Genomic DNA, 15,071 nt, shown 5'->3' on the forward strand with positions numbered 1-15,071 from the left:
TGCACACTCACATTTTATTACTTGCTATAAAATACAAACACTACTTATTAAATATTAAATTATATATATACACTCCATCAAAATTTTCACCCAAGGCCCGATAAATTTTAATAAGTCGTTTTTTGTTTACATCGCGCCACCCATAAGAACGCGCCAATTTAATATTGTTTTTTTTGAAATACTTTTCAACAAAGTTATTGAGGTAAAACATTACCCCAGCTCCACGATATTCTTTTCGCGTATATTCATAAATACAAAATCTAATTCTATTTTTTATTGTAAAATAACAGATTGCAATTATCTCACCATGTTTTTTGGCAACAACAACATTCTTCTTTCTTATGTTCTCTCTGATTGCATCCAGTTCCGGGATATTTTCGCTACAAAGATCGAATTCTTCCAAGAGCATATCAAGCACAGCCTGAGCATCGTCTAAATCTGCAAAGGAGGGTGACACTTTAACGCCCCCCTTTCTCTTATCTTTTCCAAAAGACGAAAAGAAATCCTCTGCCGCTTCATTTTTGCTGGAAGTAAAATTAACTCGCCCAATTTTTTTACTAAGCTCAAAAGAAAAATTTTCAAGCAAAGAAGCAATTTCTCCAGTTAATGGCTCAACCCCAATAACAGATATTCGCACAGGAAAATCATGCTTATAAATTACACGTGTGAAGATATCCATAGCATTTTTAAGATGCTCCTTTGTTGAAGTATAAAATAAAAGATCGAAATATTTATCATGATATGGGATGAGTACAATAATAGTTTCTTCGAAAGCAGAAATAAAACACTCTTTTTTAACAAATATATCAGCCAATTCAGAAATTGACAAAAAAACGTTACTTAAAACGCCCCGATTCTCCTTTTTCAAAGAATCGACCGCATCCGCAAACGTCGCAATATCAGCTCGATGCAAAGAGGGAAAGCCTTCCTGAATATTACTAGTTAGCACGCGGCACCGCCATTAAAGGGAATGTTGGACCCGGTAATAAATCGCGCTGAATCCGACAATAAATAGGACACCATAGAGGCAATATCTTCTGGGGGTATTAGTCCAAGTGGCTGATACCCATTTCTCTTAATTTCTTCGTCAAGCCCACCTGTCAGTTCATCTAAGGCGCTCAGCCGTGCAACATTGACGACGCCGGGTCGTATACTATTAATGGTAACTTTTTTAGAAGCTAATTCACGCGCCAGGCAGCGTACTGACGCATCCAACGCAGCCTTGGACGCAGCGTAAGGTGTGAAGTATTTGTCATTACAAATGCTTGCCAACGAAGAAATGGCAACAATCCGCATTTCCGATTCTTTCTTTTTCCTGCGCACGAGACAGCGCACAAATTCTACGAAAGCGTAAAAATTAACCTGCATCACGTAGTGAAGGCGTTCAGAACTAAGATCTCTCAATCTCGAGGTATCTCCGACTCCAGCACAATAGACGCAGCCACTAATGCTGGGGTAATCAGCAGTTATCGTGCCCACCATTCGATCAATATCAACAAGATTTGAAACATCAAAGGGATAGATTTGGTGTGAGCCTGGCGTCAGCGATTGCCGCACTTGCTCCATGCAATCTTTTCGGCGGGCCAGCATTGCCAGGGAAGCACCATCTCTGGCAAGTTGAATGGCAATGCTTTCACCTATGCCGGACGAAGCACCAATAATCAAATAATTTTTGCCGTCATGCTCATAAGCCATTTATTGCACCTCATTCACCAACGCGTCTTCAAATCTTCCATCATAGTTGAACATGGGGACTATAACTGCTGGCTCAAGCGAGATTTCTGCAATCCCCCAAGAGAGGCCTATTCCAAAAGCACAAGTAAGCAGCCGAAGTTTTTCTTTCGCACAATTTGCGTAAGCATCAACTAGCGTCAGCGAAGTCGATGCGCCACTAGTATTTGCAAAACGGTCTACAGATAATGGAACTTTATCCATAGGAACTTTTAAACGCCGTGCAATAGTTTTCAAAATTTGCAGATTTGCCTGATGCAGTACCAATCCATCATAGTCTTCAATTGCAGTATTATATCGCGCAATAAAATTTTTTATACTGTCGACAACTGTTGTCGTTGAAAACATTGTAATTTCAAGCCCATCCATATAATTATTTTTGCCATCACAATATGTTTCAATACCATTTGACAGCGAGACATACTGCTTGTGGCGCCAGGCGTTGCGCACTCCTCCTATTGGATTAAATAAAAAGCGATATCCTGAGCCATCAGTATGCAAAGCAATTCGCATATTATAGCCGCTTTTCTTTTCTAAAAGCAGCGCTGTTATTCCTTCTCCATGAATAAAACTCTGGTCAGCAAGCAAGGCGCTTACATCATTATAATATTGCCACTGGGCATCACCAGAAAGCATCAAAATACGCTGTATATTTTTTTGCTGGAGTAATGAAGCACAAGTCGCAAGACCGCTGGGAAAACTCGAGCAACCCAGTGTGATATCATATGCCATTGCATCCTTAGACAAATTCAATCTGTAATGCATTATAAAAGCATTACCAGTACCAGGATTAAAATCAGGGGTTTGAGATAGAAAGACAACAGCATCAATGCTTTTTTCATCCCATCCTGCTTTTTCCATGGCTTTTATTGCAGCACCATAAGCTAAGTCTGTGCTCGTTTGCTCTGTAAGAGATATATGGCGTTGCAATATCCCTGTTTGTTTTTGAAAACTATGCACATATTCAGGGTTTGCACTTTTTTCAGGCTCTATAACTTGAACAAAAGATGGCACTGCACAGGCAAGCGCTGCTATACGGACATTATCAAATTCAAAAACGGCAGGCATATCATGCCTCCAGTTCCATGGTATCAAGAATGTCCTTAACTGTTTTAAATGAACGCACCTGTGCTCCGCTCATTTTTCTTCCAAACTCGTCACTCATAAAAACAACATATGACAATGCAGCCAAAGAATCCCATTCTTCAATTTCTGAAAGAGAGGCTTCAGGACTCAGCGTACCTTCGTCCATTTCCATCATCTCTTCCAGGGCTGCCAGCTTTTCCTTCTCGTTCATACGACTTCCTTCTCTTTACGTTATCCTGGAAAGGCAGTAACCCCATTGCCGGGGTGTTCTATCAGTTCGCAAAAATCCATTTCACCCAAGCGGCAAATAGCCGCAGCTAGGGACAAACCCGCACCAAACGCAGAACAGCACACCAATGGCCGTTCATGCAACATGCGCTCTCCAAGGTTAAAAGTGATATTAACGGGGATAGTAACTGATGAAGAGTTGCCAAAATATTCAACAACATTGTTAAAAAGTATTTCTTGCGGAACTTCCATCAGATCTGCCAACTTCTGTAACATAAATCTATTCGGTTGATGCGTTAAGTGATATCGTATATCATATTTATCTACTTTTGCAAAATTACATACTTCTTCAATCAAAGGGGGAACACTCTCCATGACAAACTGAAAGACAGCTGTGCCATCCATGTGCATATCATTCATTGACCGGTAGTTGCCCATGTCATCCTGAAAGACTCTACCAGTTTCCTCGCTGTAAGGCATTCGACATCCGCCAGCAGGTACAAGAAGAGCTTCTCTACGGCTGCCATCATTATTAAACAAAAAATGAATTTTGTCTTCGGGGTCATCGCTCCGACATACAACCGTTACAGCAGCAGCATCGCCACAAAGTGGATAGGTATTTCTGTCAAGCTTGTTAGCTCTGCAAGCGCCACAGTCAGTATTTATCAACACGACTTCATCAATACCCGCAGCCACATAGGAACATGCTGTGTACAAACCGGAAATAAACCCGATACAATTTTCGTAGATATCCGTGCAAAAAACATTTTTCGGCAAACCGAGTTGCCCGTGTATTACCTTACTATTACCTGGCACCGGGTGATCAGCCATTTGTGCTACGACGATTACAGCCTGTAACTTTTCTCTGTCAAGCAAACCATGGTGAAAAAGGTAATTCATTGAGTACGATGCAAGATCACAAGGTGTTGTGTTTGCATCGGCAATTCTATGTTCGTTAAAGCCCATCACTCGTCCAAGACGACGCGAAGTTTTTTCTGGGAAAGGAAAAAGCTTCAACTCATCTTCAAAACGAAAAACTTGTTGAGGAACAGTAGCGCATATTCCCCGAATTTTAACACCACACACACTGGCTTTCATACTTTTCCCATGCTCATTTGCGTCGAATTAAAGCTTATTGCTCCGTAATTTGACCGCATGACTTCTGTAAAACCATTTGTGAAAAGATAGTATCCGAAGCAAAAACAGTCGTCACCTTACCTAACTACAAAATGCAATAAGGACAATCACTATAAAAAACCATTCCAGCCGCCTCCAAAAATCTTTTTTTCAACACACCATACCCATTAACTACAGATGAAAATTAATCATTTTTAATGTGCGCGATACGAAGAGAGTTAAGGAAATGTTTACCAAATTCAGGGAACGCCTTACATGCTTTGTCCAGCAATGAAGTATCCCCACTTTCAACATAAATTTCGAGAAAATTTGCAAAAACACCATTTGCTAAACTTGCCAAGCGGACAAAATAACGATTTTTGAAATGCTCATTAACGACTTGATAGGTTTCCAGCTCTGACATGCCATGGAGGCGGCGATTTTCTAAGGACGAAACAGTGCTCGCGTAGTACAGGGCCGTCTTATGCCGCCGGTATACCGACATCACCTCCGGCAAAAAACCGACTTTTCCCAATTCGGCGTGCAGTAGATGCCAATACCAATCGCCAGGGCAAATGTCAGGACGAAACCAATCAGGCACGCCATCCTGAAAACGCCATCGGTATACAACAGAATTAGTTTGAATCAAATTCCCCTGCAACAGGTCTGCCAAATAATACTCTTTACGAATGCCTCTTGGCATCATTGACAAGGGCGGATAGATATCGGAGCGAGATGGCTCTCCCTCATAACGAACACTGACAGGATGAAAACATAGACTGCATTGAGGACTGGCTTCCAAAAAATCCACTTGTTTTTGTAACTTAAGAGGATCTAGGAAGTAGTCGTCCCCATCACACAGCGCAGCATAACGTGAACTACAACGTATAAACAAGCCCATAACATTTTCAGACGGCATGCGGTGAGACAATAGCACCGGCCGAACTGACGCATGCTTAGCCGCGTAATCAGCAACGATTTCTGCAGTACCATCCGAAGAACAATGATCCAGTACAATGTGCCTCACTGGAAAATTTGTGCGTTGTGCCAGTACGCTGTCCATACATTCAGCAATATACGCACTGTGATTGTAAGTCATAGTTAACACAGTTAACTCAATCGGCGGTGTCTGCTCTCCAATAACATTATATTCATTAGACACAGAAGAAAGCGCCGAAGCAAAAATTTTCTGATCTTCAGAAAGCAGCAAAGAGTCGTTTACGTATCGCTGACGGAGGGGATTTGCCACCGAAGAGGGAAGAGCGGCCGCGAATGCTTCTGCATTTAAATCGGGCAACTGAGTCACAAATTGGGCTTCTGCTTGCGTAGCTAGCCACGGGGGACAATCAAGGCTTCCAGCTTCCAGTCCGATGAGCTCCTCAAGTGCACGTAGGTCGGCCGCACCATTTTCAATTAACGACTGGCGCAGTTTTTTGGGACTAAGAGGCGCAGTACCCCAGGAAATTTCAGTCCGCATCAGGCAATCCATGAAAAGCCCAGCATCAACCTGGGGCCACCCGTTGCCACGAACTTGCAACGTCCAAGCTAATCGGCGCCCCTCTTGAGAAGCCAAAAATAACGGATGCACTGGCACTGACGATGGTGGGGTTGGCGCAGGACAACCCATTTTTGCAAAGAAACCAATAGATACATCATTACATGTTTTAGCGACTGGGCTATCTGAAAAATCAGTTAGAACTGCAACATTATTGCGCCCCCATTCGTTATAAGCATCTTTAATAAGCGATGATATAGAACTGTAAACTTCGCCGCAAATTCGACCTTCACCGTCAGAAAGAAGATACAGCGCCTCCATATATCGCTGCTCAAAAGCGCACAACGGACGTCCAACAGAAAAAAAACTCTGCACTGTGTGCTTTTTCAAATCAATATAGCGCCTGATTAAACGCGCAAGCGATTGTTGCCCCATTAGATTTGGGATGTGCGTCATAAGCAACACATCCCGTCCTGCATCAATATGAACAGCCACCTCTTCAAGCCATTTGACCATATGTGGTGGTGGTGCTTCATTTTCAGACACAGCTTTCCACATCAGCAATTGCGAAGGTACCAACTCACAAAGCCAATGAGCAAATGGGCCAAGCACAATGCCATGCTCCGCCAGCATGTCGCGATTCGCATGTATTGTTGCAAAGACCCATGGCCATGAAGGACTCAGATCGGTGTAAAGTAAAATTCGCGCCATAATATTTCTAATGTTGATTATTTAACCGCAATTTATACAACATTATGAAAAGCATCCCGTATGCTTCTCGATATATTAATGATTTCATTTTCGAGCAAATCACCAAACATCGGTAAACACAGAACTCTTTGTGCCGCACTTTCTGCAACAGGGCAAGAGGCTTTATATTCTGGAGCCAAATACGGCAACGTGTTAAGCGCTGGATAAAAATACCGACGCGGATGCACACCATGTTTTTGCAGGGCCCGCTCGACAGCCAAACGATGTTGTTCATCTTGGAGCAAGATAGGATAATAAGCGTTATTCCACTCAAGCCCTTGTTGAATGCCAATTCGCACTAGATCAAGTCCCTCAAGGGATTCATCATATATTGCATAGATATTTTTGCGTTTTCGGATTTCTTCATCTGTCCCCGGCAAGAGAGCTAGACCAACGGCTGCATGAAGCTCGCTCAGCTTGCCGTTAATACCCAGACTATAATGAGTGTCACCAACGTGCCCAAATGCCCGAGCCAGCGCCAAGGCTCTAAACTCTTCGTCTGAATGGCAAATGACACAGCCGCCTTCTGCAGTATGAAAAACCTTTGTCGCATGAAAACTGCAGATGCTATAGTCACCATAATCCAATAAGCTTCTGCCATTATAACGGGAACCAAAAGCCTGAGCTGCGTCATAGATAAGTTTAACACCCCGTTCACGACAAATTTCTTCCAACTGTTCGACATCGCAGGCAAGCCCATAAATGTGAACTGGAAGTACACCAGCAATATCTGGTTCATCGCGAAGCCGTTGACGCAACAGATCGGGGGATAGACATAACGTGTCTGGATCCACATCAACAAAGACAGGGGAGCACCCCATCCACAATAAAGCAGAAAGAGTGGCTACATAGGTATAGGGAGTAAGTGCAACTTTTTTTTGAGCCAGCCCGGCGCAATGAATGGCCAGCATGAGGGCAGTTGTGCCATTGTTACAAGAAAGAACATTAGGCAGGGAAAGATATTCACCCAGGGATTGTTCCAATTCACGGACACAAGAACCGTTATTGGTGAGCCACCTGGTTTTAAAAATTTCGCCACATTGCCGCAAAAACGTTTCCATTTCTGGCATGCGCGACTGTGTAACTTCCAGATACTTTTCCATTACACGACCTGATACGCTCTGAGCGTTACGTGTTCTAAAAAAAATTATTTACAACAATTTAGGATGCATACTATGGTCGATACTCTTTTAACGTTCTCCTAATGGTGCCTACGTATGTATAGAGTGTCAACAGACTATTATCCCTCAGCCTCAAAGCTGAGGGTTTTCCTGCCATGCGTGGAGTTATAGCAATTATAACGATATGCCCAACCGGCAGGTTGACTGTCCTTTCTCAGAGTGGGGACGTTTCTGCATAGCGCACCTTTGCATTGAAGTCCTGGCAAAGAGCTTCGCTTTACCATTGGTTCAATAAGTAAGGCCGTATTCACTGCGCTTCACCATAAACTCACGACGGGTGTCACGCCTTTGCGCAACCTAGCAAGAGCGATTACTCTGATGGGTTGTTCCATCTTGACGCCTTGGGAGGTGACCTTACCCCACTGCGTATACCACTCGTAAGTTAGTGATTCCCAAGGGGTTGCAGGTCATATTCTTTGCGCGAAATTCTTCCGGTGTCAGCCAGCCCAAGGAACTGTGCGGTCGCCGTTGGTTGTAAATCCTGCCGCCAGGCTTCGACTGTTCTGCGAGCATCGTTCAGGGGCAGAAACACGTTCTGATTTAAGCACTCATCCCGGAATTTTCCCGTTAAAGCTTTCAATGTGCCCATTGTCCGTGGGCTTCCCCGGACGAGTGAACTCTATCTGTACTCCATGCTCAAAAGCCCCTGCATCCAAGGCCTTACCGTTAAATTCTGGGCCGTAGTACGTTATCAACCTTGATATACTGCGGCAACCTTTCTTGAAGGCGTAGTTTTTCAAGCACTCGCACAACTCGGACTCCAGACAACGACATATCCACTTCGAGCGCCGGGCTTGAACGATCCCACAGATCAGCAATTGTCAAAATCGGGATGCGTCGCCCACCCATAAGGGAGTCGCTTACAAAATCCATCGCCCATTGTTCATCTGGGCCATCAGGGCCAGCCTGGGCAATACGGGCATGGCTTGGACGCCTCACGCGTTTGCGGGTACGCAACGAAAGGTTTTCTTCCTGGTAACCCCTTTCTGTCCGCTTGTGGTTCTGCGCCAGCCCTTCCCCCCGGCGCAATAACTCATGCAGGCGCGGAGAACCGAAACGCCGCCGATCTTGTGCCAGCTCCAGCATCCGCGTCCGTAAAAGAAGAACACGGTCTTCAGATAGTGATCGCCTGGCTGAGCAGCGGTTAAACTGAATCACTCGGCAAGCCCGCCGCTCTGAGTAGCCATGACCCGCCTGAATGTGCTGCACGGCTGCCCTATTAGCTGCGGGCTTCAAATTTTTTTTGAGATCACGTCCTTCAGGACGACAATATCAAGTGCCTGCTCGCCTACAAGTCTTTTCAGCCGTGCGCTTTCTTCCTATAACTGGCGTAACCGCTTTGCGTCAGAGATGTTCATTCCACCGAACTTGCTGCGCCATTTGTAAAAGGTCGCATCCGAGATGCCATGCTGACGGCACAGATCAACGACACGAACTCCAGCCTCAGCCTGCCGCAAAATCCCAATAATTTGCTCTTCGATGAATCTGCTACGTTTCATTCTTGTGCTCCTATGTCAGGAACACTAACTTTTCAATGGCATACTTCTCGGGGGGAGGGTCAATGGACAGTCCAGAAAAGTGTAATAGTGCTTTCAAAGATGAATAAATGCGCATCTCATCAATTATTTTGAAAAGAACTCTTTTTGGTGCGTTCCCCATTCGTGCTCGAATCGGGAGCGATACAACTTTTTTAAATAGTCTCGTTCTGCTTTTACATAGGCGAGTTCTTCTTCAGGCGAGAACTTCGTTTTGGGTCGCCCACGATGTTCCGCATGGCTACTTTTACCACGGCCATCTTCCAACGATTCACCAGAGTTAATCTTGGCCACCCTTAAGTAAAAGCATTACGGCTTCTTCCTTAAATGCAGGTGAATATGTAGTCTTCTTACCGTTGGCCATAAAAGCCCCCCATCATGGTTTCAAAATTTAAGCTTAGTGGGGCTTTTTTGCTTTGTCTACCTGATGGGGGTCATACCAACCACTAGCGGGGGCTACATACAAAAAAGGGCGCGAAGATCACACCCTTCGCGCCCGATAAAACGGCAATTGCCACATAAATTAGCACACGGTCAAATTGCCTCACTCGGAAACATGGCGTCACCAACGGGATTTGAACCCGTCTTAACGGCTTGAGAGGCCGCCGTCCTAACCGGATAGACGATGGTGACAACGAGGAGTTAAATAAGGCTCTCAAGCCTTATTTGTCAAGCAGTTCATACACAGGGCATAAAATCAGCCGTTGCCGTACCTGCGTTTAAGGTGCTAGGTATGGAGCTGCCGCTGGCGGCGGCCCAAATTTGAAGGAAGGAGCAGCCCTCATGAAATCTCGTCTTCACCTTCCCCTGCTTATCGCCTGTTTTGCCTTGTTGACCGCATGCGGCGGCAAGATTATTCCCACGCGCGATGGCGACATGCCCACGTGGATGGGAACCCTGGAAGACCTCCGGCGCTATCCGCAGAATCTGGATGTGTACGCCAAGGCTGCCGGAGAAGACAAACTGCTTGTTTCTCCTGCCGAGCAGGCCAATCAGGCGGCCAGGTTTATGCGCATAACCTTTGGCCCGTGGGAAATGACCAAGACCTCCATCCGCAAGCGTGATGTGGCCGTGCTGTTCAACAAGGCACGCGGCTACAAAATTGGCGATGTGCGCTGGACGCAGTCGGAATGGGATGCCATGAGCGCCAACGCGGCTCTGGGTTCCTACCCCTCGCGCAGCCAGGCAGCCATAACCGTGCGCAACGCGAACCTGCGCGAACTGCCTACCAATGAGGCGCGTTTTTCCGAGCCCACGCCAAATCCCAAGGCCAATCCCTTTGATTATTTTCAGTATTCCCTGCTACCCGTGGGCACACCGGTACTTATCGCGCACACAAGCCGTGATGGTCGCTGGCACTATGTGGAATGCCCCGTGGCGGGCGGCTGGGTGGCGGACGAAGATCTGGCCCCTGTCAGCGCAGAATTCAGATACATGTACCGCAACAGCACATTTGCGGCTCTGGTGCGCGACCGGGTGAACCTTGTCACGCCAGCAGGTTCCATACTAGCCAACATCGGTGCATTGCTGCCCATGCGTGGCGGATACTCTTCGCCTGCGGACGCCGGTTCCGGCGGTCAGGCCGCAATCGAACTGCTTGTGCCCATACGCGGTGCGGACGGCATGGCCCAACTGGCCCCGGTGTCGCTTACCACAGCAGACGCCGTTCCGTGGCCCCTGCGCATGACCCCTGGCAATGTGGCCAAGGTGGGCAATTTCATGATCGGCCAGCCTTACGGATGGGGCGGCATGTTCGGCGACAGGGATTGCTCTGCCCTCACGCGCGAACTGTTCACGCCCTTTGGCATCTGGCTGCCGCGCAACTCTGTGGCGCAAGCGCGCACAGGCGCGGTCAACATGCTTGAAGGCATGACGACGGCGGAAAAAGAAGAACAGATTCTGCGCAACGGCGTTCCCTTCCTCAGCCTTGTGGGCATGCGCGGGCATATCATGTTGTATGTGGGCAAGTATAATGGCCGCCCCGCCATTTTCCACAATGTATGGGGCGTGCGTACAGTTGAGGGCAGCGACACTGATGGCCGCTTTGTTATCGGCAGGGCCGTTGTCACCTCCATCACCCCCGGCGCTGAGCTGAAAAACCTTTACCGTACAACGACGTTTGCCGACAGGCTCCGCACGTTGAGCACCCCGGCGGATACCCTTCAGTGACAGAACTGCGCCATACAACAACAGCCGGGGATACGGGCCAGCGACTGGATCGCGTACTGCATCAGGTTGCCCCCGAGATGTCGCGGGCAGCGTTGCAAAAAGCTGTTCAGGCCGGGCACTGTCAGGTGGACGGTCTGCCGGAAACCCGCGTAAATGCTAAAATGCGGGCCGGGCAGACAATCACGTTGCGCCTGCCGGAGACCTCCACGACCTTGCAGGCGGAGGAAGGACACCTCGAGCTGCTCTGGCAGGACGAGCACATGGTGGTGTGCAACAAGCCTGCGGGCCTTACGGTGCACCCCTGCCCTTCCTGCCCGGAGCAGACCCTGGTGCAGCGCCTGCTGGGGCGTTTTCCGCAACTGGGCAGAATCGAAGGCCAGCGTCCCGGCATAGTGCACCGGCTGGACAAGGACACGAGCGGCATCCTGCTGGTGGCCCTGACAGAACAGGATCGCCTCGCACTCAGCGAGGCCTTTGCCCAGAGGAAAATACACAAGGAATATCTGGCTGTTGTGAGCGGCAGGCCGCCCGCAGCGGGTGAATGTCGCGAACCTATTGGCCGCCACCCCACAGCCAAGGTCAAGATGGCTGTTGTGGCAGAATCGCGCGGCGGGCGCGCAGCCCATACGGAATGGAAAACCCTGTGGACAGCTCCGGACAAGCGCTTCTCCTTGCTTGCCGTGCGCATCCATACCGGGCGCACGCATCAGATACGCGTGCACATGACCCACCTTGGGCATCCCCTGCTTGGCGACAGGCTTTATGCGCCCAAAGCCGTGCAGGCCCTCGCCCCGCGCCAGATGCTGCACGCATGGCGCATCAGCTTTATCCACCCGGCCACGGGTAATCTTATGAATTTTGCCTGCCCTCCGCCGGACGACATGCTCATGGCAGCACTTCAGGGCTGCCGCCGCATGCGCCGCGTGGTGGTAACGGGCAATCCCGGCAGCGGCAAATCTGCCTTTTCCCAATGCCTGGCCGATATGGCCGTGCCTGTGTTCAGCGCCGATGCAACGGTTGCCGCCCTGTACGCCCCCCGAGGGGAGGCTGCGCAATGGATCGGGCAGATCGGCGGTAGCGCCCTGCTTACTCCAGCAGGTGCCGTGGATAAAACCGCACTGCTTGAGGCCATGCGCACCAACCCCGTGCTGCGCCGCGAGGTGGAAAACATGGTGCACAGCCTGACGCACAAGGCGCTGGAAGCATTCTGGATACAGCAGGAATCTCTGGGCGTGCCGCTGGCCGTGGCCGAGGTGCCCCTGTATTTTGAAACAGGCTGGCAAAACAGCTTTTCACCTGAACCGCACGTTGTCGGGGTGCGCTGCGCCATTCCCCTGCGCGCACAGCGCGTAGAGGCTAATCGCGGCTGGTCGCAAGACAAACTGGAAACTATTGAAGGCTGGCAATGGACGCAAGACCGCAAAATGGCCGCCTGCAACACCGTTGTGGATAACGAGGGTTCGCTGGAATCTTTATGCGCCCAGGCCCAGGAATTTTTGACAAGCATGCGCACTCAGGATCAGAAGGATGAACAGGCCCTTGCGCTGCACCTCGCGAGGCTGTGGCAGTAACTACTACAGTCAGATACTGTCTATCCACTCAAGTTCCCTGAGTTTTTCACCTAATTTGCCATTTCTTGACACAATTCGCAGTATTCGCGTATAGGCTATCTTTAAATTTTCAGACCAAAAGCATCAGTTGAAGCAAAACATGTCAGACGCACAACAGCCGCATCAGGGCAATCTAGCCAATCCCCTGGTGCTGGCCTTGGAAATATCAAGTTCAGCCCTTCTGCACGTCAGCAAAGAGCCTTTTCTCAGAGCAGCCATGGCCAGCATTGGCGAATCCTTGCACTGTGAGCAGGTGTCTCTTGTGGAATTTGACGATGATCAGTGGTCTGCCCCTGTGGTCTGGCGGTCGGGCATTCGCAGTGCAACGGCAGATATGCCGGCGGCAACGCTCAACGACATGTCGCCGGTGCTGAGCCTGTTTGAAGAGGGCAAAAGCCTGTGCGTTGCCGATACCTCGGCCATGCCTGAGGGCCCACAAAAAGCCCTGTTTCTCTCCCGTGGAATCAAATCGGCAATCTGCGTGCCCATCGCCCACGATGGCCAGCTTTTTGGCGGCATCTGCCTTTTGCGGCACCGTTATCGCGGGCAATGGTCTATCGAGGACTCCAGCCTTTGCCATCTTTTGGGCAGCATCCTTGCCATCACTCTGACCCATTTTCGTCTTTACGGGCAGTTGCAGCGCAAGCACAAGCAACTACACGACATTCTTGATGCATTCACTGATCCTGTCTGTATTGTGGATATGGAGACGTACAAGATTCTTTTCGTCAACAATAGTGTTGAAGAAACGTATCCACGCAAAGACGGTACGCTGTCAAACATCTGCTATAAAAGGCTCATGGGGCGGGATACGCCCTGCCCCTTTTGCACCAATGCCATTATTGCCGCCTCCAGCGAGCCATATCAGTGGACTTATGAAAACAAGACCACCAGGCGCACCTATACGGTGGTGGATAAAGCCATCAAGTGGGACAACGACAAAACGGTTCGCCTCAGCATTTCACGCGATGTGACTGACCTGCTGCAAACCCAGCACGAAAAACAGGATGCCGTGGTGGCCTCGCAGGCCAAAAGCGAGTTTCTGGCGCACATGAGCCATGAAATCCGCACGCCCATGAACGGCATCATCGGCCTCACCCATCTGGCCCTGCAATCCGATCCCAGCGATGAGCAGAAAAACTATCTGCAAAAAATCCGCACTTCCGCCACCAACCTGCTGGCCATCATCAACGATATTCTGGATCTTTCCAAAATCGAAGCCAACAAGATGGTGCTGGAAGACGCCAACTATCCGCTGGAAGACGTGCTTGAATTCGTACACACCTCTCTGCGCTTTCCCATTGAACAGAAGGGGCTTGAGTATGAATGCAAACTTGGCGACGATGTGCCGCTGAAGCTCTGGGGCGACAGCCTGCGCCTCAAGCAGGTTTTGCTCAACCTCATGAACAATGCCGTCAAATTCACCGCCGAAGGGCGCATAACACTGCGAATTGACCGCGAGCTTTCTGGCGACAAAGACAGCCTGCACTTCCGGATTGCCGATACGGGCATGGGCATCAGCCGCGAATACCAGCAGCACCTTTTTGATCCCTATACCCAGGCCAATGCGAGCATCAGCCGCCGCTTTGGCGGCACCGGCCTTGGGCTGAGCATCTGCAAGCGCATTGCGGAGCTCATGCACGGCGCACTGTGGTGCGAGAGCGAACTGGGCAAGGGTTCCACCTTCCACCTGAGCATTCCCTGCACAGCTGCCCGCAATATCTATTGCCCCCAGGAGCAGGCCGCCGCCACGGCAGAGCCGCTGGACGGAGCGGCAGAATGCAGCATTCTGGTGGCGGAAGACAACGAAATCAACGTGGAAGTATTGCGCGCCATGCTGCGCCAGCTGGGCTTTGAATGCGATGTTGCGCCCAACGGCAAGGAAGCCCTGCGCATGGCCATGGAAACCCCATATGATATTGTGCTGATGGACGTTAACATGCCCGTCATGGACGGCCTGACCGCCACGCGCGAACTGCGGAACATGCTGCCGGAAAATGACGAGCAAAAAGCCCTGCCCATCATTGCCCTCACCGCCGCGACCCTGCCTGACAATATCGCTGAAATCATCAACGCGGGTATGAACGATCACATAGGTAAGCCCTTCAGCATGGCTACCCTGCGCAATAAACTCGCCAAGTGGCTCAAGCTCCACTGAGCATCCTGACAA

General features: G+C 49.3%; 10 protein-coding genes, 1 tRNA gene and 1 pseudogene. 3 read left to right on the forward strand and 9 right to left on the reverse strand.

Going from position 1 to position 15,071, the window contains the following annotated elements:
• Nucleotides 1-40: 40 nt before the first annotated feature.
• From RDK48_RS09660 to RDK48_RS09700, 9 genes and pseudogenes are all read right to left on the reverse strand, one after another.
• A complete protein-coding gene (locus tag RDK48_RS09660; RefSeq protein WP_298995843.1) occupies nt 41-949 on the reverse strand; it encodes a hypothetical protein in 909 nt (302 codons plus the stop codon).
• Complete coding sequence (locus tag RDK48_RS09665) at nt 943-1,695, reverse strand: SDR family NAD(P)-dependent oxidoreductase (protein ID WP_298995844.1); 753 nt, start codon at nt 1,693-1,695, stop codon at nt 943-945. Before RDK48_RS09665 ends, RDK48_RS09660 begins: the two co-directional genes overlap by 7 nt.
• On the reverse strand, nt 1,696-2,799 hold the full coding sequence (locus RDK48_RS09670; RefSeq protein ID WP_298995846.1) for a ketoacyl-ACP synthase III: 1,104 nt from the start codon (nt 2,797-2,799) through the stop codon (nt 1,696-1,698).
• Between the two features lies 1 nt (nt 2,800).
• The gene (locus RDK48_RS09675) at nt 2,801-3,028 is read right to left on the reverse strand and encodes an acyl carrier protein (RefSeq protein WP_298995848.1); all 228 of its coding nucleotides are present in this window, start codon (nt 3,026-3,028) and stop codon (nt 2,801-2,803) included.
• Between the two features lie 20 nt (nt 3,029-3,048).
• Nucleotides 3,049-4,143, reverse strand: coding sequence for a 3-oxoacyl-ACP synthase III family protein (locus RDK48_RS09680; protein ID WP_298995849.1), 1,095 nt, complete (start codon nt 4,141-4,143; stop codon nt 3,049-3,051).
• Between the two features lie 223 nt (nt 4,144-4,366).
• Nucleotides 4,367-6,367 (reverse strand): glycosyltransferase, encoded by a 2,001-nt coding sequence (locus tag RDK48_RS09685; protein WP_298995851.1) that lies wholly within the window; start codon nt 6,365-6,367, stop codon nt 4,367-4,369.
• 32 nt (nt 6,368-6,399) lie between these two features.
• Nucleotides 6,400-7,509: a DegT/DnrJ/EryC1/StrS aminotransferase family protein gene (locus tag RDK48_RS09690; protein ID WP_298995853.1), complete on the reverse strand. Its 1,110-nt coding sequence runs from the start codon at nt 7,507-7,509 to the stop codon at nt 6,400-6,402.
• A gap of 432 nt (nt 7,510-7,941) precedes the next feature.
• Nucleotides 7,942-9,086 (reverse strand): annotated as a pseudogene (locus RDK48_RS09695) (IS3 family transposase).
• Between the two features lie 593 nt (nt 9,087-9,679).
• A tRNA-Glu gene (locus RDK48_RS09700) sits at nt 9,680-9,755 on the reverse strand.
• 150 nt (nt 9,756-9,905) lie between these two features.
• Here RDK48_RS09700 and RDK48_RS09705 point away from each other — a divergent pair.
• The 3 genes from RDK48_RS09705 to RDK48_RS09715 all read left to right on the forward strand — a co-directional run bounded on the left by RDK48_RS09705 (nt 9,906) and on the right by RDK48_RS09715 (nt 15,059).
• Entirely contained in the window at nt 9,906-11,291 is a 1,386-nt protein-coding gene (locus tag RDK48_RS09705; protein WP_298993712.1) for an NlpC/P60 family N-terminal domain-containing protein, read from the forward strand.
• The gene (locus tag RDK48_RS09710; RefSeq protein WP_298993710.1) at nt 11,288-12,862 is read left to right on the forward strand and encodes a dephospho-CoA kinase; all 1,575 of its coding nucleotides are present in this window, start codon (nt 11,288-11,290) and stop codon (nt 12,860-12,862) included. The genes RDK48_RS09705 and RDK48_RS09710 overlap by 4 nt, the downstream gene beginning before the upstream one ends.
• Before the next feature lie 139 nt (nt 12,863-13,001).
• On the forward strand, nt 13,002-15,059 hold the full coding sequence (locus RDK48_RS09715) for an ATP-binding protein (RefSeq protein WP_298993706.1): 2,058 nt from the start codon (nt 13,002-13,004) through the stop codon (nt 15,057-15,059).
• The last annotated feature ends 12 nt before the right edge of the window (nt 15,060-15,071 follow it).

Source organism: uncultured Desulfovibrio sp., assembly GCF_902477725.1.
Lineage (GTDB): Bacteria > Desulfobacterota > Desulfovibrionia > Desulfovibrionales > Desulfovibrionaceae > Desulfovibrio.

Excerpts from the sequence above, each read along its gene's own strand:
- RDK48_RS09665 (WP_298995844.1), bottom strand. The coding sequence starts at position 1,695 with ATGGCTTATGAGCATGACGGCAAAAATTATTTGATTATTGGTGCTTCG.
- RDK48_RS09670 (WP_298995846.1), bottom strand. The coding sequence starts at position 2,799 with ATGCCTGCCGTTTTTGAATTTGATAATGTCCGTATAGCAGCGCTTGCC.
- RDK48_RS09675 (WP_298995848.1), bottom strand. The coding sequence starts at position 3,028 with ATGAACGAGAAGGAAAAGCTGGCAGCCCTGGAAGAGATGATGGAAATG.
- RDK48_RS09680 (WP_298995849.1), bottom strand. The coding sequence starts at position 4,143 with ATGAAAGCCAGTGTGTGTGGTGTTAAAATTCGGGGAATATGCGCTACT.
- RDK48_RS09685 (WP_298995851.1), bottom strand. The coding sequence starts at position 6,367 with ATGGCGCGAATTTTACTTTACACCGATCTGAGTCCTTCATGGCCATGG.
- RDK48_RS09690 (WP_298995853.1), bottom strand. The coding sequence starts at position 7,509 with ATGGAAAAGTATCTGGAAGTTACACAGTCGCGCATGCCAGAAATGGAA.
- RDK48_RS09705 (WP_298993712.1), top strand. The coding sequence starts at position 9,906 with ATGAAATCTCGTCTTCACCTTCCCCTGCTTATCGCCTGTTTTGCCTTG.
- RDK48_RS09715 (WP_298993706.1), top strand. The coding sequence starts at position 13,002 with ATGTCAGACGCACAACAGCCGCATCAGGGCAATCTAGCCAATCCCCTG.